At 44.1% G+C, this 22,862-nt stretch carries 24 protein-coding genes; 15 read left to right on the top strand and 9 right to left on the bottom strand.

Annotated elements, in window-relative coordinates; genetic code table 11:
- Positions 1-156 precede the first annotated feature (156 nt).
- The 3 genes from NZ875_00525 to NZ875_00515 are packed head-to-tail and all read right to left on the bottom strand — an operon-like array spanning position 157 to position 3,184.
- Entirely contained in the window at positions 157-945 is a 789-nt protein-coding gene (locus NZ875_00525) for a DUF4895 domain-containing protein (protein ID MCS7174225.1), read from the bottom strand.
- Complete coding sequence (locus NZ875_00520) at positions 942-2,117, bottom strand: VWA-like domain-containing protein (GenBank protein MCS7174224.1); 1,176 nt, start codon at positions 2,115-2,117, stop codon at positions 942-944. Before NZ875_00520 ends, NZ875_00525 begins: the two co-directional genes overlap by 4 nt.
- A complete protein-coding gene (locus NZ875_00515; GenBank protein ID MCS7174223.1) occupies positions 2,117-3,184 on the bottom strand; it encodes a MoxR family ATPase in 1,068 nt (355 codons plus the stop codon). The genes NZ875_00520 and NZ875_00515 overlap by 1 nt, the downstream gene beginning before the upstream one ends.
- 165 nt (positions 3,185-3,349) lie before the next feature.
- On the opposite strand from NZ875_00515, the gene rlmN reads away from it, so the two are divergent.
- The 8 genes from rlmN to ltaE are packed head-to-tail and all read left to right on the top strand — an operon-like array spanning position 3,350 to position 12,062.
- Entirely contained in the window at positions 3,350-4,363 is a 1,014-nt protein-coding gene (gene rlmN / locus NZ875_00510; GenBank protein MCS7174222.1) for a 23S rRNA (adenine(2503)-C(2))-methyltransferase RlmN, read from the top strand.
- Between the two features lie 41 nt (positions 4,364-4,404).
- Positions 4,405-4,842: a PASTA domain-containing protein gene (locus NZ875_00505; protein ID MCS7174221.1), complete on the top strand. Its 438-nt coding sequence runs from the start codon at positions 4,405-4,407 to the stop codon at positions 4,840-4,842.
- Complete coding sequence (rsgA, locus tag NZ875_00500) at positions 4,817-5,716, top strand: ribosome small subunit-dependent GTPase A (GenBank protein ID MCS7174220.1); 900 nt, start codon at positions 4,817-4,819, stop codon at positions 5,714-5,716. The genes NZ875_00505 and rsgA overlap by 26 nt, the downstream gene beginning before the upstream one ends.
- Positions 5,713-6,369, top strand: a complete 657-nt coding sequence (gene rpe, locus NZ875_00495) for a ribulose-phosphate 3-epimerase (protein MCS7174219.1) — start codon at positions 5,713-5,715, stop codon at positions 6,367-6,369. The genes rsgA and rpe overlap by 4 nt, the downstream gene beginning before the upstream one ends.
- Positions 6,357-6,941, top strand: coding sequence for an RdgB/HAM1 family non-canonical purine NTP pyrophosphatase (rdgB, locus tag NZ875_00490; GenBank protein MCS7174218.1), 585 nt, complete (start codon positions 6,357-6,359; stop codon positions 6,939-6,941). The genes rpe and rdgB overlap by 13 nt, the downstream gene beginning before the upstream one ends.
- A gap of 14 nt (positions 6,942-6,955) precedes the next feature.
- Positions 6,956-9,403 carry a leucine--tRNA ligase gene (gene leuS / locus NZ875_00485; protein MCS7174217.1) on the top strand — a complete coding sequence of 816 codons (2,448 nt, stop codon included), beginning with the start codon at positions 6,956-6,958 and terminating at the stop codon, positions 9,401-9,403.
- Between the two features lie 36 nt (positions 9,404-9,439).
- Positions 9,440-11,020, top strand: coding sequence for a D-aminoacylase (locus NZ875_00480; GenBank protein MCS7174216.1), 1,581 nt, complete (start codon positions 9,440-9,442; stop codon positions 11,018-11,020).
- Between the two features lie 7 nt (positions 11,021-11,027).
- Positions 11,028-12,062: a low-specificity L-threonine aldolase gene (ltaE, locus tag NZ875_00475; protein ID MCS7174215.1), complete on the top strand. Its 1,035-nt coding sequence runs from the start codon at positions 11,028-11,030 to the stop codon at positions 12,060-12,062.
- A 621-nt stretch (positions 12,063-12,683) separates the two neighbouring features.
- Here the strand turns inward: ltaE and NZ875_00470 are convergent.
- From NZ875_00470 to NZ875_00460, 3 genes are all read right to left on the bottom strand, one after another.
- Positions 12,684-13,454 (bottom strand): glucose 1-dehydrogenase, encoded by a 771-nt coding sequence (locus NZ875_00470; protein ID MCS7174214.1) that lies wholly within the window; start codon positions 13,452-13,454, stop codon positions 12,684-12,686.
- Positions 13,448-14,539 (bottom strand): agmatine deiminase, encoded by a 1,092-nt coding sequence (gene aguA / locus NZ875_00465; GenBank protein ID MCS7174213.1) that lies wholly within the window; start codon positions 14,537-14,539, stop codon positions 13,448-13,450. Before aguA ends, NZ875_00470 begins: the two co-directional genes overlap by 7 nt.
- Before the next feature lie 167 nt (positions 14,540-14,706).
- Positions 14,707-14,964, bottom strand: coding sequence for a cupin domain-containing protein (locus tag NZ875_00460; GenBank protein ID MCS7174212.1), 258 nt, complete (start codon positions 14,962-14,964; stop codon positions 14,707-14,709).
- Between the two features lie 141 nt (positions 14,965-15,105).
- On the opposite strand from NZ875_00460, the gene NZ875_00455 reads away from it, so the two are divergent.
- The 3 genes from NZ875_00455 to NZ875_00445 are packed head-to-tail and all read left to right on the top strand — an operon-like array spanning position 15,106 to position 17,107.
- Positions 15,106-15,441 carry a cupin domain-containing protein gene (locus NZ875_00455; GenBank protein MCS7174211.1) on the top strand — a complete coding sequence of 112 codons (336 nt, stop codon included), beginning with the start codon at positions 15,106-15,108 and terminating at the stop codon, positions 15,439-15,441.
- Positions 15,438-16,094: a DUF429 domain-containing protein gene (locus tag NZ875_00450; GenBank protein MCS7174210.1), complete on the top strand. Its 657-nt coding sequence runs from the start codon at positions 15,438-15,440 to the stop codon at positions 16,092-16,094. Before NZ875_00455 ends, NZ875_00450 begins: the two co-directional genes overlap by 4 nt.
- A gap of 38 nt (positions 16,095-16,132) precedes the next feature.
- Positions 16,133-17,107 (top strand): acetylxylan esterase, encoded by a 975-nt coding sequence (locus NZ875_00445; GenBank protein ID MCS7174209.1) that lies wholly within the window; start codon positions 16,133-16,135, stop codon positions 17,105-17,107.
- A gap of 48 nt (positions 17,108-17,155) precedes the next feature.
- On the opposite strand, the gene groL is transcribed toward NZ875_00445, so the two are convergent.
- Positions 17,156-18,775 (bottom strand): chaperonin GroEL, encoded by a 1,620-nt coding sequence (gene groL, locus NZ875_00440; protein ID MCS7174208.1) that lies wholly within the window; start codon positions 18,773-18,775, stop codon positions 17,156-17,158.
- A 15-nt stretch (positions 18,776-18,790) separates the two neighbouring features.
- Positions 18,791-19,060 carry a co-chaperone GroES gene (gene groES, locus NZ875_00435; protein MCS7174207.1) on the bottom strand — a complete coding sequence of 90 codons (270 nt, stop codon included), beginning with the start codon at positions 19,058-19,060 and terminating at the stop codon, positions 18,791-18,793.
- Between the two features lie 186 nt (positions 19,061-19,246).
- Between groES and NZ875_00430 the strand changes: the two genes are divergently transcribed.
- Genes NZ875_00430 through NZ875_00415 form a run of 4 tightly spaced genes read left to right on the top strand, consistent with a single transcriptional unit; the run spans position 19,247 to position 22,074 of the window.
- Positions 19,247-20,137: a YitT family protein gene (locus NZ875_00430; protein ID MCS7174206.1), complete on the top strand. Its 891-nt coding sequence runs from the start codon at positions 19,247-19,249 to the stop codon at positions 20,135-20,137.
- A gap of 53 nt (positions 20,138-20,190) precedes the next feature.
- A complete protein-coding gene (locus NZ875_00425) occupies positions 20,191-20,352 on the top strand; it encodes a hypothetical protein (protein MCS7174205.1) in 162 nt (53 codons plus the stop codon).
- Between the two features lie 49 nt (positions 20,353-20,401).
- Entirely contained in the window at positions 20,402-21,412 is a 1,011-nt protein-coding gene (locus NZ875_00420; protein ID MCS7174204.1) for a rod shape-determining protein, read from the top strand.
- On the top strand, positions 21,412-22,074 hold the full coding sequence (locus NZ875_00415; protein MCS7174203.1) for a hypothetical protein: 663 nt from the start codon (positions 21,412-21,414) through the stop codon (positions 22,072-22,074). Before NZ875_00420 ends, NZ875_00415 begins: the two co-directional genes overlap by 1 nt.
- On the opposite strand, the gene NZ875_00410 is transcribed toward NZ875_00415, so the two are convergent.
- Positions 22,022-22,855, bottom strand: coding sequence for a tetratricopeptide repeat protein (locus NZ875_00410; GenBank protein MCS7174202.1), 834 nt, complete (start codon positions 22,853-22,855; stop codon positions 22,022-22,024). The two genes, NZ875_00415 and NZ875_00410, sit on opposite strands and share 53 nt — an antisense overlap.
- Positions 22,856-22,862 lie beyond the last annotated feature (7 nt).

Here is a 22,862-nt window from a genome sequence, read left to right as displayed (position 1 = left end):
TGTTAAATACCGAAACGCTGTGGATAAGCCATGATTAAGGAACTGAAAAACACTGATGGGAGATGTTATTATGAAAGTGAAACACACAGGCGGCCACCAGCAACCTCTACCCATACAAGCACCTTCTCACACTTTGGGGGGCATTGCCCCCTCTTTTTAAATCGCTCGCAAAACACATTCGTAAGCTTTCATCAACTTGTTTGAAAATTCTTGGCAAAAAGCTCCTACGTCGAATCCTCTGAGAAAATGCTCATAATCAATACACAAACTTGTCAATACAGGCGCTGCCGAAACTATACTTTGATATTTTGTCCTACAAGTGAATGTATATCTCCCTTTGAGAATGTGAGCTATTTCTGCCAGTAGAGGTACGTGGGATCTGTCGATGTCTTTTGGAACCTCCACCAAACAAAGTATCCCTTCATCGAGCAAACGGATCTTTATTAAACCTATCGTTGAGCTGTTGAGAGCTTTCAGCTTGTTGTAAATGAGCTCATCTATTATCTCTGCAAAGGACAATTTTTTCTCTCCGTAGACTTTCTCTTTGAAAATTTCTTTACCAAGAAAGTCTTCATCCCCTACCACACAAATCGCTTTGAAATTTAAGGGAAGCTTCACAATACCGCACCTATGAAATTGAGGTTGGATACCAAATAACTCTTCATAAATCTCGGCAAAACTCACCTGCTGTTGAAGTACGTATATGGGTAAATTTCTCTCGAAAGGATTTGAGATCGAGAGTCCCGCCAACTTCCTACCGAGGTGATCTACGGCACCAAAAAGATAGAAACCATGAACCTCACCAACAGAAGCCAGCACTACATGCTTGTGATATTGATCCAACTTCTCTTTCAAATTTTCCATTTGGCTCAATAACTTACTCACTTCGATCTTTTCCAAAGCTTTACTGAGCTTGTTTGTGATACTCTTTGGACCAAAGTTCACCAACTGAGCACCACCACACTTGAACGACCGTAAGTGTTACGTGCTTGGGTGATGAATTCATCGTTGTGATACTTTGACAATATGAACAATACTCTCCTTTTCACTTTCGGAAGATCTGCAAAACCATCCGTAAAGATGACAATACCTTCAGGCCTATGGTTATGTTCGAGGTAATCCACTGCAGGTTGAAGATCCGTTTCGCCACCCCCGATGATCTGCATATTCCTCCACATGCCTCTGGTGTAATTCACTTTCAAATTGACGGCCCTGTCTACTTGGACTAAGATGAGAGTTGTATCCACGTAGCGTGATAATGACTCTATTTCTGTGAAAAAAACATCCAATTCTTCTTGAATTATGCTACCGCTAGTATCGACGATGATCCCAAGCCTTGCTGCGTTTGCAACTTTCCACCCCGGTTGATCCTGATATCTCCTGTTCGGTTTCAAAGGAGTGAGGTATCGCTCACCGTACTCGGAAACACCTGCAAACCTTCTGAGAGTATCTTTCCAATTCAAGAAAGGCCTGAGAATGGAAAGTTCAACCATTCTGCGCACACCAGATGGGAGTTCACTTCCATAAAGGTTGAAAGCTTTTGAAATGAGACTCTGACTGAGTTCAAGGATCATGTCTGTATCATGCTCCGCAAACATTTCGCTGTGGGAATCGAATCTGTTCTCCCTCATTTTTGCTACAACTACAACATCGAATCGACCAAGTTTTTCCATCTCTTGCACGATCCACTCGTGGTACTCTTCAGCACTCTTATTGGGCATCCAATCAGGTGGAAGCACGAACAAATTCTCATTGTCCACACCGTGACCTTCTTCTACGAGCAAGTTTAATGGTACTCCAAACGCTGCCAGCTCAGGAATGTGTTGATTGATCGCTGCGTCCATGGCTAGATCCCATATCGCTCTATCGCGATCATCCTTCGGTTTAATGAGAAAATGAAGATTTATCAGATGCATGAGTTGATGGATCAAAAAAGCTTCAACGAACTGTTCTGGCTTTTGTTCGACCCATCTCGGATTGTACACAACAGTGAATTTGCCATTCTTCAAGGAAATATACAATTTCTCTGCTTCAAGCGAGGGACGTCTAGACATGTTCAAAAACAAGTACATGTAGAAAGGTGAACGTTTCGCCAGTTTAGCCAGTATCTTGTCCATCATAGATCCTTCAAAGCCGTCCTCGTGCTGTCAAAAGCAGAAAGTTTCTCCAGCAAAAGCTCGAAAAATTGTGAGTGGTGCTCACCATTGTTGGCTTTATCTGTTATGAACCTTATCAACGCGTAGAAGGAATCTCTAGGTAATATTGAGGATAACCTATCTATATTCTGAGCCACTCTTGTAACGTGCGATGATAAAAACTCTACTTCCTGATCGCTCAATTTTGAAAGATAATCTATCAATCTCACGACGAGCGAGTTTGATTTGTCCACATCCTCGATCGCATACGCCTTTTCCAAACCTTCCAATAGTACCTTGCGCGGCATGGGTATTGATTCTGAACCACTGAACTCGATGAACGCTTTCGCAGCTTCCGGTCCAACGATGGCTGACGCGAGAGTGTAACCATACCTAGCGATTTCCTCTTCCGAAAGCAGTCTCAAAACGTTGCTCAGTTTGTACCAGCTCCTCGGACTTGGCTTCAGTTCAACGCGTAATGACATTGGAGAATTCACATAAAGAAATTCAGGATAATTACCGATGAACTCTATAACGCATCGATCGACTCCATTGATCTTCGCCCATTCTTTCCATTCTTCCACCGTCGGGCTCACATGGAGAACGAAAAAACGAGATATGAACGCTGGATCTGTTATTAGATCTGCTTGGTCGTATTCTTCGTCTGGTGGATTCATCGTAGCCATGATCCAGACTCCCTCTGGGAGGATGTGGTTGTGTATACGACGGTCTATGAGCAATTGCATGATTGCATTTCTTATCGATCTGTGGGCACGGTTTATCTCGTCCAAGACGATGAGACATTCACCACTTTCTGGCCACCAATCTGGTTTCAGAAAGACTGTTCTATCCTCCTGGCGCGAAGGAAGGCCTATCAAGTCACCAGGTTCCATCTGCGAAAGGATGAGTATGATGATCTTTCTACCAGTTTCCATGGCGATTTGCTTTGCTATATCTGTTTTTCCTACACCGAAGTGCCCTACGAGCAGTGGAACTTCTCCAGCCTCCATGATCTTCTTGCAGAGAAATTTTGCTTCATTGATCGTCAAACGCATCACTCCCGACTGAAACATTATAGAACAATTCTTGCAAATTGTAGTGATCTCGATATCCAATGTGAGATTTTTGTTTAAAACATCTCGGATAAAATTTCATGGTGTGTTCTTCACAACAGTCTATAATTTGTTTGAGGTGATACGTTGAATTTACTCGACATGAGCTACGAAGAAGTTGTGGATGCTGTTATAAAAATGGGACTCGAGAAATACCGAGCTGACCAACTGCTCGATTGGATTTACAAAAAACGTGTTTTTGCATTCGAAGGTATGACGAATCTGTCAAGAGAGCACAGAGCTTTATTTCGAGAGAAGTTCGTTTTGAGATTACCAAAATTGCTCGAGAAAAAGGTTTCAAAAATAGACAAGACCACAAAATTTTTGTACGAGCTTGAAGATGGAAACACGATCGAATCGGTTCTATTGTTTCACGAAGGCTATGCTACTGCCTGCATCTCTACACAAGTGGGCTGTCCCTTGAGATGTTCTTTCTGTGCGACCGGACAAAGCGGTTTTGTAAGAAATTTGACGGTTGGGGAAATCGTTGGACAAGTTTTGGCAATAGAGAACGATTCTAAGAGGAATATCAGAAACGTAGTTTACATGGGTATGGGTGAGCCTTTCCTGAACTACGACAATGTTGTCAAAAGTTTGAGAATTCTTGTTCATCCAAAGATGAAGAATGTGGGCGTTCGAAGAATAACTGTGAGTACTGTGGGAATACCTGAAAAAATAGTTAAATTCGCAGACGAAGGACTCGAAGTCAGGCTTGCCATATCATTGCACGCAGCGAGCAACGAGAAAAGAGATGTGCTTGTTCCATTGAACAGGAAATACTCCATCGAAGAGATCCTTCAAGCAGCCAAAGTTTATCAAGAAAAAACGAATAGACGCGTCACCATCGAATACATTCTCATCAAAGAATTCAACGATTTCGATGAAGACGCTCGAAGACTCGCGAGAGCATTGAAGGATTTGAAAGCTTTCGTAAATTTAATCCCTGTGAATCCTACCAATGGCGAGTTTGAAAAACCCTCCCAATGGAAGATGAACAGATTCAAAGAAATTCTACTCGAAAATGGCATAGAAGCAGAGCTGAGACAAGAGAAAGGAGCGGACATTGAAGCGGCATGCGGGCAACTCAGACTGAAAAATTTGCGAGCAAAATCGTGAGAGGTGCTTTCAGCTTCATTGCTTTTTTCCTCCTTGGTTGCATGGCTGGTGCCCTAGTCTTCTTTTTCTACTTTTGGGTCAAACCAACCGAAGTTGTTGTCCCAGATGTGACGAGCATGGACATTGCTCAAGCTGAAGGCATACTTCGGGGTGCTGGTTTGAAAATTGGCCAGATCCATGGTGAAGGTCGTGTTAGCTTCACTGTTCCAGCTGCCAAAACTCGCGTGAAAAAAGGTAGGACCGTGAACGTGTTTTGTGAGGAACCACAGAATTTGAGCGTACCGAATCTAATTGGTTCACCCAGAGAAACGGCTGAAATCATTTTGCAGAATATGGGATTCAAAGTTAGAATAGTTCAAATGCCATTCAAAGGATCCGATGGTAGGGTTATGGGTGTTTATCCACCGCCAGGTACAGAAATGAAAAAAGGCGATGAAGTATCCATCTTGATCGATGTTGGCGAGCCAGGGAGGGATTGACATCAGAAACAGGGGTATAGTGGTCAAATTCATGTCGAATGCGTTGCTCATCGAAGACGTTAAGACTGGTGAGAGGATCAGGTGTGTACTCAGAGGCAGATTCAGATTGTCCAACCTTAAACCACTCGTTGGCGATGTGGTGGAATATGTGCGTGTGCACGATACGGGTGTTGTGGAGTCCATACTCAAGAGGAAGAACGAATTGGCCAAGCCTCGAATCGCGAATGTTGATCAAGCAGTGTGCGTTTACACCATCAAAAAACCCGAGGTGCCATTGTTAATACTGGATAAGTTGTTGGTACTCATCGAAGAGGCTGGGCTGAACGCACTCATCGTTTTGAACAAAATCGATCTATTAACTCAAGAAGATGAAGAGAAAAAGAAACAATTCTTAGAGACTTATTCCAAAATGTATCCTGTCTTAATGACGAGTGCTAAAACGAAGGAAGGCATAGATCAATTGATGGAACACTTCAAGGATAAAATCTCAGTTTTTGCCGGACCTTCTGGTGTTGGAAAAAGCAGCTTGCTGAACATCATCTGCCCCGGAGCGAACCTAAAAACGCAGGAGGTTTCCGAGAAGCTCGAACGTGGAAGACACACGACCACATCCGCCGAACTGTTGCACCTCCCTTTCGGTGGTCTTGTTGCCGACACTCCGGGCTTTTCGTTGATAGAAATAGATCACATAAAGCCTGACAAGTTGAAACTTTATTTCAAAGAAATCAGAGAGAATGGAGATTGCCTCTTCAAAGATTGCAAACATTTGGATGAACCAGGATGCAGGATAAAGGATCTCGTTCAAGCTGGTGAAATATCCAAGACACGTTACGAGAATTATCTAGAGATACTCAGGGAAGTGAGTACAGAATGAAATTGATCTCTGCTTCCATACTTGCCTGTGATCTTTCGAAGCTCGCTGAAGAGATCAAGAGAGTAGAATCTTACATAGACATGGTACATCTAGACGTGATGGATGGGATCTTTGTGCCAAACATCACGTTTGGCTTGCCTTTACTTGAAGCTGTTCGATCGTGTACCAATCTACCCGTAGATGTTCATTTGATGATCGTCGATGCTGACAGGTACGTGGAAAAATTCGCTCGAGCTGGTGCCTCGTGGATAGGTGTTCACTACGAAGCGTGTGTTCATCTCCATCGGACTGTTCAGAGAATAAAAGAGAATGGAGCCAAAGCTTACGCTGTTTTGAATCCCCATACTCCTGTGGAAGTTCTCAGCGACATCCTTGTTGAGCTCGATGCGGTGCTTCTGATGACTGTTAATCCTGGGTTCTCCGGCCAAAAATTCATAGATTGGACTGTTGGCAAGATTGAAAGACTCAGGCATATCATAAAAAATCGATCTTTGAATGTTAAAATCATGGTCGACGGTGGTGTGAACGAAGAGACGTTGAAAAAGGTTGTCTGCGCGGGTGCAGATATTCTCGTGATGGGTTATGGCATCTTTAAAAACCCTGATCCGGCATCGATCAGAAAAATGTTAGGAGAGATAGAATGCTCTTGTTAGCAACAAAGAATAAACACAAAATGGAGGAAATCAAGCGATTCGTCCCAAAAGATCTGAAGGTAGTTACACTGGACGATCTGGGGATCGATCAGGAAATAGAAGAAAACGGTGAAACCTTTATGGAAAATGCTTCGAAGAAAGCTGTTTTCTATGCGAATCTTTCCAGTTTACCAACAATTGCCGACGATTCGGGCTTAGTGATAGACGCTTTGAACGGTTTTCCAGGTATTCGCTCGGCTCGGTTCATGCCAGGTACCAGTTACAACGAAAAAATGCAGATGATTTTGAGAATGCTCGAAGGTAAGACAAACAGAAATGCGCGTTTCGTTTGTGCCGCTTCTTACTACGATCCAAAAGAAAAACTCCTTGTATGCGTCGAGGGAACTGTGGAAGGACACATATCCAAAGAGATTCGAGGCAACTTTGGTTTTGGTTACGATCCCATTTTCGTTCCCGTAGGTTTTTCAAAAACTTTCGGTGAACTTGGTGAAGAAAAGCACACCATGAGTCACAGATACAAGGCTTTTTCCAAACTTTTTTCTATTCTGAATGTTATAATTTTAGCCAAGTAATTGGAGGTGGTCTCGTGCTGAGATATGAACCGAGTGAGATAGAACCAAAATGGCAGAGATATTGGGAAGAGAGAGGCTTGTTCAAAACACCTCAACGCTCTGAAAAACCAAAATACTACATGCTCGTTATGTTCCCATATCCTTCTGGGACACTGCACGTAGGTCATGTGAAAAACTACGTCATAGGAGACGCCGTGGCGAGGTACAAACGCATGCGTGGTTACAACGTGCTTCATCCTTTTGGTTACGATGCCTTTGGACTTCCAGCAGAAAATGCTGCGATAGAAAGAAAGATCCACCCAAAAGACTGGACTCTAAACAACATCAATACTATCAGAAGGCAGATAAAACGTCTTGGGATCAGTTACGATTGGGACAGAGAAGTGATCACTTGTTTAGAACCTTACTACAAGTGGACAGAATGGGTCTTTCTCAAACTCTACGAAGCTGGGCTCGCTTACAAGAAAAAGGCTGCTGTGAATTGGTGCCCCAAGTGCATGACTTCGTTAGCGAACGAGCAGGTGAAGGATGGCCGGTGCGAGCGTTGTGGAACGTCCATCACGATTAAGCATTTGGAACAATGGTTTTTCAAGATAACCGATTACGCTGAAAGACTCTTGAAGGATCTGGATAAGCTCACTGGCTGGCCAGAACACGTGAAAATAATGCAAAGAAATTGGATCGGTGAAAGTAAAGGGGCGAAGTTGAAATTCAAAGTTGAAGATCTCGACTTAAGCATAGAGGTATTCACCACGAGGCCTGACACACTCTGGGGAGTAACCTTCATGGCACTTGCTCCCGAGTCTCCACTCGTTGAGCAGATAGTCCTTCCCGAGCTGAAGCACGATTTAGAAAAATTCCTCACGCACGTGAGTAAACAAGATAGACATCGAAGAAGTGCACTTGAAGCTGAAAAAGAAGGATTTTTCACAGGTAGATATGCAATAAACCCAGTCAACGACGAGAGAGTTCCTATCTATGTGGCTAACTACATCCTGATGGAGTACGGTACAGGCGCGATCATGGGTGTACCGGCGCACGATCAGAGGGATTATGAATTTGCAAAGAAGTATGGCATTAAGATAAAACAAGTCATACAGCCAGTTGAGCCTTTCAATGAGGATAAAGCCTATGACGGCCCAGGGGTGATGGTGAACAGTGGACCATTGAATGGAACGAAAGTTCCGGAAGAAATGGAAAAAGTGATCGAGTGGCTCGAAAACAAGAAAATTGGTACACGCTCCGTACAGTACAAACTCAGAGATTGGCTCATCTCGCGACAGAGATACTGGGGTGCTCCCATACCGATCGTGTATTGCGAAAAGTGTGGTATCGTTCCGGTACCGGAGAAAGACCTACCGGTAACACTGCCATACGATGTTGAGTTCCTCCCGACGGGTCAATCACCGCTCGCACTGAAAGAAGAGTTCAAAAGAACAACTTGCCCAAAGTGCGGTGGCCCAGCCACGCGTGAAGTTGACACGATGGACACTTTCGTCGACTCATCTTGGTACTTCCTCAGATATGTGAATCCTGATCTGAATGATGCGCCATTCAAAAAGGAAGATGTTGACTATTGGTTACCAGTTGATCAGTATGTTGGTGGCGTGGAGCATGCGATATTGCACCTGCTTTACTCGAGATTCATCACCAAGGTGTTACACGATCTTGGTTATCTCAGTTTCGATGAGCCTTTCACCAATTTGTTCACCCAGGGCATGATATACAAAGATGGCGCCAAGATGAGCAAAAGTAAAGGTAACGTGGTCTCACCGGATGACATGATAGAAGAATATGGAGCTGACACGCTGAGACTCTATATCTTGTTCATGGGACCACCCGAAAAGGATGCTGAATGGAGCGATGCCGGCATCGAGGGCGTACACAGGTTCATCAAGAGAGCGTGGAATTTACTTGATAAGATCATTTCCTTACCAGATTCGCCTTCTTCAGAACTTGGCTCGAGAGAAAGAGAACTCAGAAGAAAACTTCACACAGCCCTTTTGAAGATAACTCAAGACATGGAAGGCGGATTCAAATTCAACACTGCCATCAGTGGCTTAATGGAACTCGTCAACGACGTGTCTAGCTATCTTCAGGACGTTCCGGAAAAGGAATGGAACGTCAAATTGCTCAAGGAATTCGCAGAAAAGTTCGCTCTCATGATATCTCCTTTTGCACCGCATTTTGCAGAGGAACTCTGGCATGCTATGGGAAAGACAACATCGGTTATGGAAGAATCTTGGCCACTGTACGATCCAGAAGCTCTGAAGGTTGAAGAAATAGAAATCGCAGTGCAGGTGAACGGCAAACTGAGAGATAGGATAAAAGTTCCGATAGATGCAGGTAAAGAAGAGGCACTGAAAATAGCACTTCAAAGCGAAAAAATTAAAAAGTTTGTGAACGGTTCTCCAAAAGATGCCGTATATGTACCTAAAAGGCTGCTGAACATCATAGTGTGATCACGCGATCGCACATTTTTTAACTGAGGTGGTCTCATGTTCGACGTGCTTTTGATCAATGGCATGGTGGTGGATGGGACTGGTAGTCCTTGGTTTCACGCAGACGTAGCTGTAAAGAATGGAAAAATCGTCGAGATTGGCAATTTGAGAAGAAAAAAGGCAAGACTTGTTATCGATGCAAAAGGTATGTTTGTCTGCCCAGGTTTCATCGATATACACAGCCATTCTGATTTTTCACCGTTCGTAAATCCTTTCTGTGAAAGTAAGGTCAAACAAGGTGTAACCACGGAACTCGTGGGAAACTGCGGTTACTCATTGGCACCCTTACTCGGAGAAGCGCTCGAAGAAGCAAAAAAATACCACAAGGAAATGTATGGAATGGAAGCTGGCTGGCAAAGCGTTGAAGAGTACTTGGCTGCACTTGAAAACACTCGACCTGCCATAAATTACGCTATGCTCGTGGGCCACGGCACGATAAGAAAATCAGTTATGGGATATGAGAATAGGAAACCAACTCCCGTTGAGATGAGGTATATGAAAAAACTCGTCGATGACTCGATGAAACAAGGAGCGTTTGGGCTCAGTACGGGATTGATATACCCTCCTGGAAGTTACGCGAGTACGGAGGAGATTTTCGAATTGTGTAAAGTGGTTGCGAAACACAACGGCTTTTATGCGACTCACATGAGGAACGAAAGTTCAAAGCTCGTTGAATCCGTGGAAGAGGCGATAGAAATTGGAAAGAAAAGCGCCGTTGCTGTGCAAATATCTCATCACAAAGCTTGTGGTCAGAAATACTTCGGAAAGGTGAAAGAAACTCTCAAACTCATAGAAGAAACAAGATCAAAAGGTTATGACATCACCTGTGATGTGTATCCTTACATTGCCACTGCCACTGATCTCGACGCAATCTTGCCTGATTGGGTCCACGAAGGCGGCATTGAAAAGATGATCGAAAGACTCAAAAATGGAAATACAAGAAAGAAAATCGAACAACAAATCGATTCAGTCCAGAGGGACATGGGAGGTTACGAAAAGATATACATAACTTACGTTTCCAGTGAAAAGAACAGAGTTTTTCAAGGAAAAAGCTTGGCAGAGATAGCAAGATTTTTGAACAAAACCCCACTAGAGGTGGCCTTCGATTTGATCGTTGAAGAACGCGCGAAAGTTGGCATGATGCGATTTGCCATGGATGAAGAAGACGTGAAATTGGTCATCAAAAGTCCTTATTCCATGATAGGTTCAGACGGAAGTGCGCTTTCAACCTCTGGAATTCTGTCGAAAGGACATCCTCATCCAAGAAATTTCGGCACATTTCCAAGAGTTTTGGCGCACTACGTGCGAGAATCGAAACTCTTGAGTGTTGAGGAAGCTGTTCGGAAGATGACCAGTTTTCCCGCAAGCAGAATAGGGTTGCTTGATAGAGGGGTCTTGAGACCCGGAATGGTTGCAGATTTGGTCGTTTTCGACCTAGAGCATGTCCAAGATCTCGCCGATTTTGAAGATCCAAAATGCTATCCAAAGGGCATCGTTCATGTACTGGTGAACGGGATACCAGTTGTACGCGATGAACAACTCACTGGTGAAAGACCGGGAAAGGTTCTGAGAAAGTAGGGATAAAATGATAGATCTACGCTCGGACACCGTCACAAAGCCAACGGAAGAAATGCGACGAGCCATGGCTCAGGCCGAAGTTGGAGACGATGTCTATGGCGAGGATCCAACGGTTAATGAACTCGAAAGAATCTCGGCAGAGATGTTTGGTAAAGAGGCCGCCCTATTTGTTCCATCTGGAACAATGGGCAATCAAGTGAGTATAATGGCCCACACTCAGCGTGGGGACGAAGTGATCCTGGAAGCGGACAGTCACATCTTCTGGTACGAAGTGGGTGCTCTCTCGGTTCTTTCAGCCGTCATGCCTCATCCCATAAAAGGAAGAAACGGGGCGATGGATCCAGAGGATGTGAGGAAAGCTATCAGGCCAAAGAACATTCATTTTCCAAGAACATCTTTGATAGTGATTGAAAACACACACAACCGTTCCGGTGGAAAAGTAATCCCTATAGAGAACATAAAGGCTATACGCAACATCGCTAAGGAATACGATGTAAGTGTTCATATAGACGGAGCCAGAATATTCAATGCCTCTGTTGCTTCAGGTATACCGGTTAAGGAATATGCCAAGTACGCAGATTCTGTGATGTTTTGCTTATCGAAAGGACTCTGTGCACCTGTGGGATCCTTGGTCGTAGGAGAAAAACAGTTCATAGAGAAAGCCCGAAAGGCTCGAAAAATGCTCGGTGGGGGCATGAGGCAGGCAGGCATTTTGGCTGCCGCTGGTATTGTAGCTTTGACGAAGATGGTAGACCGTTTGAAAGAAGATCATGACAACGCTAAGTTCCTCGCCACGAAACTGAAAGAGATTGGTTACATGGTGAACCCAGAAGAAGTTGAAACGAACATGGTGATCTTGGAAACGAGTAATTTGAGTGTCGATGCATCTCGATTCGTGAAAATAATGGAGGAGAATGGAATACTTTCGAATACAATCTCTGAATCTTCAATAAGGCTCGTCACTCACAAGGATGTTTCGAGAAAAGACATAGAAGAGGCTCTGAACATATTCGAAAAACTCTTCAGAAAATTCAGCCGATGAACCTTTCGCTTCTGAATCGAACACTGCCGATTTGACAGTGATTCGCACATAACTTAACCTTTGTGCTCTATTTCAAGAGCGTTGTGATCAATGTGAAATTTTATCTTCTTCTTGGAAACCTTACTCGCGTTTGGAAAGTGGAAGGCCCATCTTCTATGATCGTCCCCGCGCACGACTCAGGATCGGAAGACAAAAATGAGTCCATAGATCTCAACAAACTTTTCAAAAGAATCGCTTGGAGTCTGGTAAATCGTGACATACACAAACAAATACGTCAAAGTTTATAACGAAAAACTTTGAGATGGGCAAGACATCCACAACGCTGGATGAAACAATAAAGATGTCATTGTGGCGATGGGGTCTTTTAAAAACCATTCCAGTGCAGCCTGAGAAAGGTCTTTTTGGTCGTTCACAATCTCGATGGAGCACTCACACCACGCATTGTAAAACATTCTAGGCGAATAACATTTGCTTGCGCTTGTTTAGAAGGGCTTCTCCATGGACGGAGAAGAAAAAATCAAAGATCAAAAGACTGAATCGAGTTAGGAATCGTGAGCTCGATGAGCTTGAATCACTTTTCGCCAAACGATGTGGGAACAATTGAAGATGTGAACCAAAAATCTATTCTGCATAGATCATTTTCACTGTCATGCCACCATCGACGATGATGTTGACACCAGTTATGAAACCTGCTTTTTCATTATCTGCGAGGAACAAACACAGATTGGCTATGTCCATCGGATCACCAACCCGACCAGCCGGATGTTGCTCATGGTCGATGGTTCTTAATTGTGGTTCTCTCCTGAGGGAGTCTTTTTTCCAATGGGAAGTTTCGATCCAACCTGGGCTTATGCAGACAACTCTTATTCGATATTTCGCCAAACTGATCGCGAGTGAATGCGTCAATGCAACGACACCACCTTTCGATGCAGAGTAAGGTTCTGTATCCGGCTCAGACATGAAAGCCCTTGTACTAGCAATATTGATTATCACACCTTCACTTCTTTTGATCATCTGTTCCGCACAGTAGCGAGAACACAAATAAGGGCCTGTCAAATTCACTCTGATGACCTTTTCCCACTCTTCCAGTGTTCTTTCGAAAATACTCTTTGTAGAGCTGATCGCCGCATTGTTCACCAGCACATCGATCCCACCGTACAACGAAACAGTTCGTTCAACCATGGATCTGACAGAAGACTCATCGGAAACATCGGTTTTTATGAAACTCACCTCGTAACCATTCCTCTTCAGCATCCTTTCACGCTCGCTTCCGGACTCCTCATCTATTTCAGCGATCACCACTTTCGCACCTACCTCCGCAAAAGACTGTGATATCGCGGCACCTATGCCTTGCCCACCACCCGTGACGATGACCACTTTATTTTTCAACATCTTTTCACCCCCAAAGGCTGTTGAAGTGTTATACAATGGATCGCTCCTCCTCCAAGCAAAATTTCTTTTGCATACACCCCAACGATCTTCCTTTCTGGAAAAATCTCCCGAAATTTCGCCAGAGCTTCCTCATCTTTCGGATCGTTGTAGATCGGAACAATCAACGCACCGTTCGCAAAGTAGAAATTCACGTAGGAAGCGGGTAATCTGTACCCAGGAGGCTTTCTGAGAGTTTTCTCTGCGAAATCTATTGTAGAAACATCTTCTTCCGTTAGATGAATCGGAGAAGGCTGATGAATCATATGAATCTTGAATTTTCTTCCCTTCGCGTCTGTTTCTTTCAAAAGTATTTCGTAGTTTTCTCTACTTATTTGGTACTGTGGATCGTTCTTGTCAAAGGTCCACGTCAGAACGACTTCGGCGGGTTTGACAAATCTACACAGATTGTCCACGTGCCCACTGGTTTCGTCGTTGTAAACCCCGCGTTTCAACCAGATGATTTTTTCAACACCGAGATAATCTTTCAACACCTGTTCTATCTGCTGTTTGGTAAAACCCGGGTTCCTGTTTGGATTGAGAAGACACTCTTCGGTGGTTATGAGCGTCCCTTCACCGTCGGTGTCTATGGAACCACCTTCGAGCACGATAGGTGCTTCATAGCAATCAATATTTTCAATATCTGCTATTTTCAACGCGATCAATTCATCCTTATCCCAAGGAAAATATATCCCACCCCAAGCGTTGAACTTCCATCGTACGGCACGAACCTCACCATCATCGTTCACAACGAAAGTTGGACCGACGTCCCTCATCCACGCATCGTTACTTGACATTTCAAGGACTCTAATTTGCGCAGGCAATTTCATCCTCGCGTTGAAATACTGATTGTGAGAAACACACATGGTGACTTTTTCAAATTGGCTTATAGATTCAGCAACCTTCACGAAAACTTCTTGAGCAAGTTTCGCTCCACAACGCCAGATATCCGTTCTCTCAGGCCAGATCATCCAACAACCTTTGTGTGGTTCAAACTCGGCGGGCATTCTAAAACCATCACACCTGGGCGTCCCCTTGAGGATGTTCACAGTGAGTCACCTTCCAGTTCACAACGAATTTACAAACGCAACCTGAACTCGCCAATAAACGTGAACGTCTAAGTTGTGGAACCAGGGCAAGACCCCCCACCCTCCTTTGACGACATAGATGCACGGATAAAAGTGTACTTGGGCGATCGAAAGATCGCCCATATTTTTCAACCCAACTTGTAATGTTTGAAGATGTCCCTTTTCACGTTCCAAACACACCTCGTTCCAGCCTTGAATCTCACCATGTCTCCTGATCCAAACTCAACCTTCGTACCATCGTCGAGTATGACTTCCACTTCACCTTCAACCACGTAGAACTGTTCATCCTCATCGTAGTACCAATCAAAAGTGCTTTTCTCTTTCGACCACGTAGGCCATTTTCTTGCTTCTTCTATCTCTTTCTTTGTGGGTTTCCAAACTCTCACTTTTTCCAAGATTTTCACCCCCTGTGAGTATTGTACTGTTTTTAACCCAATCTGTGATGGGTGTCAGATCACACCTTTCAAAATTTTTCTGACGCCGAAATCCAAACTTGCTCTTCTAAAATATCCTTGGGAGGGATCATTGTGAGGATTAAACATGTGAACGAAGTTGAAGTTCAAAAACTCATGAATGGTAAGGTCCTGAAAAGAGTTTTCATAAGCCCAACTGAGGCACCAAACTTTGTGCTCAGATTGTTCACATTACAGCCTAACGCAAGCACACCCTTTCACTCACACAGTTGGGAACATGAAGTGTTCGTCATCGAGGGCAAATTGAAAGTCGTTTCTCAAGACGGTGAGGTAACGGTAGAACCGGGACACTTCGTTTACGTAGCTCCCAACGAGCAACATCAGTTCATCAACGTTTCAAATGCCCCATCGTCTTTCATATGTGTCGTTCCAAAGGAAGGAGAATTTTGAGGAAGGATTTTTCCCACTTTTGTGGGATCGATCCATCTTGGACAGGTAAAAATCCAACGGCACTCGCGATCATAGACAAAAATTTCAACTTGATTGAATCGTTCTACGGTGATCAGCTGGAAGATATGATCAAGATATTGAAAACATATGAAAATGTCCTCATCGGTGTGGATGCACCTTTGATAGTCAAGAATGAATCAGGCCACAGAAAAAACGAAAAAGAATTTCTCAGATATTTCTCTAAATTTCGATTATCGTTGTATCCTGTCAATAAAAAAAGATATCCATTTTTCTTTCCTGAATTGATTTACCAACGTTTGAATCAGTGGGGATTTTCTTTCGAAGCTGGTAACATTTTCGAAGTTTATCCACACGCAACGATCATGGTCCTATTCAGTGGTATGAGAGTTTTCCAATACAAACGAATAGGGAAACTCAAAAAAATTGAGAGACTATCTTGGTTGGAAGAAAGAATAAAAAGCTTCGTTAAAATGTCAGAGTACTACATACCGAGGGGGAACGTGAAAGCGTACGAAGATTTCTTAGATTCGGTGATCTGCGCCCTCACTGTGAGATTGGCACTCGAAAAACCGTACATGATATTTGGTGACGAAAAAGATGGTATCCTGTTAACTTTAAAACCAGAAACTTGAATCTTGATTCATAAACTGCTATACAGGAGGGATCTTCTGTGGCTTACTTCGATATGCCGCTTGAGAAACTTTTAAACTATCTTCCTGAAAGGAGCGAAGAAAAGGATTTTGACGAATTTTGGAGAGAAACTCTTGAAGAGTCGAAGATCTATCCACTGAACCCTGTGTTCGAAAAGGCCGACTATTTTTTGAAAAGCGTTGAAGTTTACGATGTTACTTATTCGGGCTACAAAGGTCAGAGAATCAAAGGTTGGCTTCTGGTCCCTACCCAGAGAGACTTTGAAAAACTACCGTGCGTGATTCGGTATGTCGGTTATGGTGGTGGTAGGGGATTCCCGTACGACTGGCTCGTTCATTGCTGCGCAGGCTATGCATATTTCGTTATGGATACGCGTGGACAGGGAACTGGAAGAACGAAAGGTGATACACCAGATTACTGCGAGGAACCGATCAACCCGCAGTTTCCAGGTTTCATGACACGCGGTATACTTAATCCAAAGGAATATTACTATAGACGAGTGTTCGTAGATGCCGTTCGGGCTGTGGAAGTTGTCGAGGGCTTCCCACTTGTTGATCCAAATAAGATAGTCGTGTCCGGTACCAGTCAAGGTGGGGGAATCGCACTGGCCGTTGCTGGATTATCCAGTAAAATAAAAGCGCTTCTGTGTAATGTGCCTTTCTTGTGCCACTATAAAAGAGCGATTGAGATAACTGACAACCAACCTTATTTCGAACTGACACAGTTTTTGCGAACACATCGAGATAAAGTTGATACGGTATTCAGAACGCTCTCATATTTCGATGGTGTAAACTTTGCAGCCAGAGCGAAAGTACCAGCACTGTTTTCGGTTGGATTGATGGATAAAACATGTCCTCCATCCACCGTCTTCGCTGCTTACAATCACTACGCTGGTCCAAAGAGGATAAAAATCTATCCCTACAACGACCATGAGGGAGGAGAATCTTTCCACACTTATGAAGAGCTGAAATTCTTGAACGAGATTCTCGCTTAAAGAAAAGAGGAGGGCGGGCGGCCCTCCTCTCATTTTCGTTGTTCGGTATCAGTATTCAGGTGGGACGTGAGGCGTCGTTTCTTTCTTCTCTTCAGGTTTCTCAACCACAAGCACTTCGGTTGTCAGAAGCATTCCGGCGATGGATGCAGCATTCTGCAGGGCACTCCTTGTGACTTTGGCTGGGTCTATGATTCCAGCTTTGAACATATCGACGTATTCACCTTTGAGCGCATCGAAACCGTAACTGAAGTCTTTAGAGTTGGCTATGCGCTCCACGATGACTGCTCCGTCGTAACCAGCGTTCTCAGCGATCTGTCTTATGGGTGCCTCGAGCGCTTTGTAAACGATAGAAGCACCAATCTTCTCGTCACCTTCAAGTTTGTTCATGAGTTCTTCCACAACTTTTTTGGCCCTCAACAGCGTTACTCCACCACCTGGAACTATTCCTTCTTCAACGGCAGCCCTCGTTGCACTCAGAGCATCTTCGATCCTGTGTTTCTTCTCTTTCAATTCTGTTTCGGTAGCGGCTCCGACTTTTATGACAGCAACTCCACCAGCAAGCTTTGCCATCCTTTCTTGCAACGTTTCTTTTTCGTATTCGGATGTGGTCTGCTCGATTTGTGATTTGATCTGAGCGATCCTCTTCTTGATCTCCTCGGGCTTACCCTTGCCACCTATGATGATAGTGTCATCCTTCTTAACTCTGACAAGGTCGGCTCTTCCAAGATCTTCAAGGGTGACATCTTCAAGATTTATACCCAACTCATCACTGATCACAGTTCCACCGGTGAGTATCGCGATGTCCTGCAACATAGCTTTCCTTCTATCGCCAAAACCAGGAGCTTTCACAGCACAAGCCATCAAGGTACCTTTAAGTTTGTTCAAAACGAGAGTGGTCAACGCTTCTCCTTCAACGTCTTCTGCTATGACAAGTATTGGCCTACCTGTCTGTGCTACTTTCTCAAGTATGGGTATCAACGGCCTCACAGCACTCAGCTTCTTGTCGGTGATGAGTATGAACGGTTCTTTGAGCTCGACTTCCATTTTTTCGGCGTCCGTTACGAAATATGGCGAGATATAGCCCCTATCGAACTGCATACCTTCAGTGAACTCTACATAGGTTTCGAGCGTTTTGGAATCTTCAACAGTGATGACGCCATCTTCACCAACTTTGTCCATGGCCTCTGCGATCAATTCTCCAATGTCAGGATTGTTTGCGCTTATTGCGGCAACGTGAGCTATATCTTCTCTACCGGAAAGTTTTTTCGAGTGCTCTTTGATGAATTTGGCAACAGCTTCTGTAGCCTTGTCAATACCACGCTTGAGCAATATTGGATTAGCACCAGCAGCGACATTCTTCAAACCCTCTTTGATCATCGTTTGTGCGAGCACTGTAGCAGTTGTCGTGCCGTCACCAGCGACATCGTTAGTCTTAGACGCAACTTCTTTTACGAGCTGAGCTCCCAGGTTTTCAAATTTGTCCTCCAGTTCTATCTCTTTGGCAATTGAGACACCATCGTTAGTGATGGTTGGAGAACCCCAGCTCTTCTCGATGACCACATTTCTACCCTTTGGTCCAAGCGTGATTCTGACAGCATCGGCAACTTTGTTTACACCTCTTTCAAGCGCTCTGCGGGCTTCTTCGTTGAACTTCAACAGTTTGGGCATAACTCATCCCTCCTCTCAGTTCTCGATTTTCGCCAGAATATCATTGGCATCAATTATGATGTACTCAACTTCATCGATCTTAATTTCAGTACCAGCGTATTTGGAGTAAATGACCTTGTCTCCCGGTTTCACATCGATGTTTTCAACCTTTTCCCCAACAGCGATGACTTCTGCTTTCATGGGTTTCTCTTTTGCTGAATCTGGCAGAACTATACCACCTTCCGTCTTCTTTTCTTCCTTGATGGGTTTAATCAAGAGCCTTTCACCGAGTGGTATAACCTTCACAGCCGCGACCTCCTTTCAGATTTTTATCACTCTTTATTGTCGAGTGCTAACTATAGCATACACCACTTTTCACGGCAAATCAAGATGTGATTTTTAAAACTTAATCAGAAATAACGGCGTTTATGACCGTTTATCTCGAAATAAGTCCCATTTTTGCTTCTTTTTCTCACGAAGACTAACAATTTGATGGTAGAATTTGACTCATGTGGAGGTGAGATTGTGAGTCGCAAGTACATCTTCAAAGAGTACGTACTAGCAACGTTGGGAGTGATCGTCACTTCGATAGGTGTGGTCTCGTTTTTGATACCTAACGCCATCGCTGCTGGAGGGGCGAGTGGACTCGCCATTGTTCTGAACAAGCTCATCGGTCTTCCCGTAGGCGTGTGGATGTATATCGTCAACGGACTACTTTTTCTTGTTGGATTCATCGTTGTAGGACGTGACTTCAGTATAAAGACGATCTACTGCACCTTTTTACTCAACTTCTTGGTAGATTTCTTTGATAGAATTGTGCCAATTCCAAAATATACGGAAGATCTCATCATTGCTGTTCTTTTTGGAGATATCATAACGGCTGTCGGTATGGCCCTCACGTTCACTCAGAACGCCTCCACTGGTGGTACAGATATCGTTGCCAGGATTTTCAATAGATTCTTTGCTTCACCGATGGGAACCACGTTGCTCATAGCCGATCTTTCCATCGCCATATTCGCAGGTGTAATAATGGGAGCCAAACTTGGTATGTACGCCATCTTGGCGATAATCATCAATGGTATGATGATAGACTTCGTCTTGAAGGGTATTGAGTCGTCAACCCAAGTGATAGTGATATCGGATAAACATGAAGAGATTGCCAAGTTTGTCTTGAATGAACTCGAAAGGGGTGCCACATACATAGAGGGGAAGGGTGCCTACACAGGAAAGAACAGAAAAATCTTGCTCGTTGTGCTGAGGAGAAGAGAACTCGGCGAATTGATATCTTTCATCAGGAAACTGGACAAGAGCGCATTCATAATTATTAGTGAAGCCAGACATGTGATTGGCGAGGGTTTTCAAAGCATAGGTAATGTGTTTTGAAGGGAGTGAGGAACTTGAGAACCCTTTCCAATGTTTTATTCTATGTAGGTTCCGTGATTTTTCTTTTTGCCATAATAAGCTTTGAACTTGGCTTGAAAGCGATGAAAAATCGAGAGGATGAGAAAATGAGGGGACACAACAGAAGAGGATGGAGAGCGCTTTTTTTAACTGCTGTTTTGTATGGGCTTTCTTTTCTCACAGCATACTTAGCTTGAATCATCGTGATAAAATCGAACTAGTGTTGGAAAAGGACGGTGCGCATCCGTGGTGAGGAAGGATTTAGGAATAGACCTTGGTACTGCGAACACCCTTGTTTATGTACGTGGTAAAGGTATCGTCATAAATGAACCATCGGTCGTCGCTATGAATGCCGATACAGGTGAGGTGATCAAAGTCGGATTGGAAGCAAAGATGATGCTCGGTAAAACACCGGCTTCCATCATCGCAGTGAGACCACTTCGAGATGGTGTGATAGCAGATTACGACGTGGCACTGGCTATGCTGAAATATTTCATAGGTAAAACGAAGACATCCTTCGCGTTTTTCAAGCCCAGAGTAGTCATAGGTGTTCCCATAGGAATCACCGACGTGGAGAAAAGGGCAATACTCGAAGCAGGGTTAGAGGCTGGAGCTGCTCGCGTGTTTCTCATAGATGAACCCATGGCGAGTGCTATAGGTCTTGGTCTCGATGTTGAAGAACCCAACGGGAACATGATCGTCGATATAGGTGGTGGAACAACTGAGGTAGCCGTCATTTCACTGGGAAGCATCGTGGTTTGGGAATCGATAAGAATAGCCGGAGATGAGATGGACGAAGCGATCGTTCAGTACGTACGTGAGACTTACAGGGTGGCCATCGGAGAAAGAACTGGCGAAAGGATAAAGATCGAGATAGGTAACGTTTTTCCATCGCCAGAATATGACACCTTAGAAACGATAGTCACCGGTATAGATCTATCGACAGGTCTACCTAGAAAGATCACCATAAAGGGAGGAGAAGTGAGAGAAGCACTGATGGTACCAGTCAGCGCTATCGTGGATGCGATCAAATCAACTTTGGAAAGAACCCCACCTGAACTCGTTACGGACATCGTTGAAAGAGGTATTGTAGCCACCGGTGGTGGTTCACTCACGAGAGGCATCGAAAAACTCATAGAGAAAGAAACTGGCATCAAGGTTGTTCGAGCTGAGGATCCTCTCAGTTGTGTGGCGGTGGGGGCAGGAAAGGTTCTAGACAAAGTCGATATTTTGAAGAAACTACAGCAGGTAGATTGATGAGCTATCGTCAGGTAAACCTCTTCGTTGCTTATTTTGTGATATTCTCTTTGATTTTTACTCTGAACGTTGCCTTCCATGGGAAGCCGGCAAAGATTTTGTTTTACCTTGTTCGGCCCATCGTGTATCCCGCAGACGTAACACGACACTTTTTGCACAACCTCAGTCAGGCGATATCTACGATTTACCATGGCGGCAAACCAGTGGACACAGTTAGAATCAACGACGTCATCTTCGAACAATCACAGGTCGTTTTAGGTTACAGACAGTATTACCTAGTTGCAACGGGACAAGCCAAGGTTGGTGACGTAGCCATCGATCCAGAGAACAAACGCTTCGTTGGTGTAGTCAGACAAGTCAATGCTCATCTGTGCTGGATTGAGAGATGGGATTCTCCGACTTTCTCCATGCCAGTAAAAGTTGAAGCAAATCAAATCAGCTTAGAAGGCGAACTGCTTGGTGGAACAAGGTTGAGGATCTATGAAGAAATCGATGTGACAGGATTCGTAGTAAAAATTTCCGAACATTTCACCAACGGTACTTTGTTAAGAAAGATGGAATGTGATCTTCTTGGAACGGTCGTCGGCAGACACGGTGAATTTTTCCTCGTCAAGATCGATCCTGTTCGTCCGTCTCGCTTGGTTTATCTGTCGGGGTATTGACGAGTTGCTGCATGATTTGTGACAAAAGTTTGGCGTCTTCTTCGCTGTATTTCTCTTTCTCTTCCATCCTCTTCAATATGTCGAACGGATCTTCTCCCACAATGATTTCGTTTTCTTTCTTCTCGCCTTCTTTCGAGATTATTTCCCGAACTATGTTATCTATCTGTGCCTCTAATTTCTGCAACTCCTCGTCAGTTTCGAAATCAACCGTTCTCGCACCCTGTTCTACACTTTTGGAAACCATCCCAATCTCTTCGAGTTGACGTTCAAGCTTTTCTTCAACCGTGAGCTCCCTCTCCTCAAGAGATTTTTTCTTCCTCATCAGGATCTTAATCACCAAAAAAGTCACGCTGAAACTCGCAGTGAACACTCCTAAGATGAGCAACACAGGCGCTCGCTTTTGACTCGTTTGAGTTTGAATTGGAGGAGATGTCGGTATCCTCGATCTAAGCCACACCATCCATTCTTCCGTAACTTTTTTCCCTTCACGTATAACTTTAAGAATGCTTGCGGCAACCGCGTTGTTCGACTCGTACTGCTCTAAGTATGCTTTAGCTTTCGCATGGTCGTTGATCATGAATGCACATACACCCATTTTCAGCTTCACGAGTGGATCATAAGATTCGATTTTCGGCTCGAGTCTCAAAGCTGTTTCGAACCATTCGAGTGCACGCTTATAGTCACCTTGAACATATGCATTCAAGGCAGAATTGTAATATTCAACGGCATTCGCAAGAACAACACTCGATAAAAAGATCAGAACGACAACAGCTTTAACCATGAGCTAT

Source organism: Pseudothermotoga sp. (assembly GCA_025060105.1).
Classification (GTDB): domain Bacteria; phylum Thermotogota; class Thermotogae; order Thermotogales; family DSM-5069; genus Pseudothermotoga_A.
The sequence above is the reverse complement of the archived record's forward strand: the minus strand, read 5'-3'. Positions and strand labels throughout refer to the sequence as shown.

What these genes read in the sequence shown, in the direction of transcription:
- rsgA (MCS7174220.1), top strand. Translation starts at nt 4,817, where the DNA reads ATGTTGGCGAGCCAGGGAGGGATTGACATCAGAAACAGGGGTATAGTG.
- ltaE (MCS7174215.1), top strand. Translation starts at nt 11,028, where the DNA reads ATGATAGATCTACGCTCGGACACCGTCACAAAGCCAACGGAAGAAATG.
- groL (MCS7174208.1), bottom strand. Translation starts at nt 18,775, where the DNA reads ATGCCCAAACTGTTGAAGTTCAACGAAGAAGCCCGCAGAGCGCTTGAA.
- rlmN (MCS7174222.1), top strand. Translation starts at nt 3,350, where the DNA reads ATGAGCTACGAAGAAGTTGTGGATGCTGTTATAAAAATGGGACTCGAG.
- rpe (MCS7174219.1), top strand. Translation starts at nt 5,713, where the DNA reads ATGAAATTGATCTCTGCTTCCATACTTGCCTGTGATCTTTCGAAGCTC.
- NZ875_00520 (MCS7174224.1), bottom strand. Translation starts at nt 2,117, where the DNA reads ATGGACAAGATACTGGCTAAACTGGCGAAACGTTCACCTTTCTACATG.
- NZ875_00470 (MCS7174214.1), bottom strand. Translation starts at nt 13,454, where the DNA reads ATGTTGAAAAATAAAGTGGTCATCGTCACGGGTGGTGGGCAAGGCATA.
- NZ875_00430 (MCS7174206.1), top strand. Translation starts at nt 19,247, where the DNA reads ATGGTAGAATTTGACTCATGTGGAGGTGAGATTGTGAGTCGCAAGTAC.
- rdgB (MCS7174218.1), top strand. Translation starts at nt 6,357, where the DNA reads ATGCTCTTGTTAGCAACAAAGAATAAACACAAAATGGAGGAAATCAAG.
- NZ875_00410 (MCS7174202.1), bottom strand. Translation starts at nt 22,855, where the DNA reads ATGGTTAAAGCTGTTGTCGTTCTGATCTTTTTATCGAGTGTTGTTCTT.
- NZ875_00505 (MCS7174221.1), top strand. Translation starts at nt 4,405, where the DNA reads ATGGCTGGTGCCCTAGTCTTCTTTTTCTACTTTTGGGTCAAACCAACC.
- NZ875_00415 (MCS7174203.1), top strand. Translation starts at nt 21,412, where the DNA reads ATGAGCTATCGTCAGGTAAACCTCTTCGTTGCTTATTTTGTGATATTC.
- NZ875_00480 (MCS7174216.1), top strand. Translation starts at nt 9,440, where the DNA reads ATGTTCGACGTGCTTTTGATCAATGGCATGGTGGTGGATGGGACTGGT.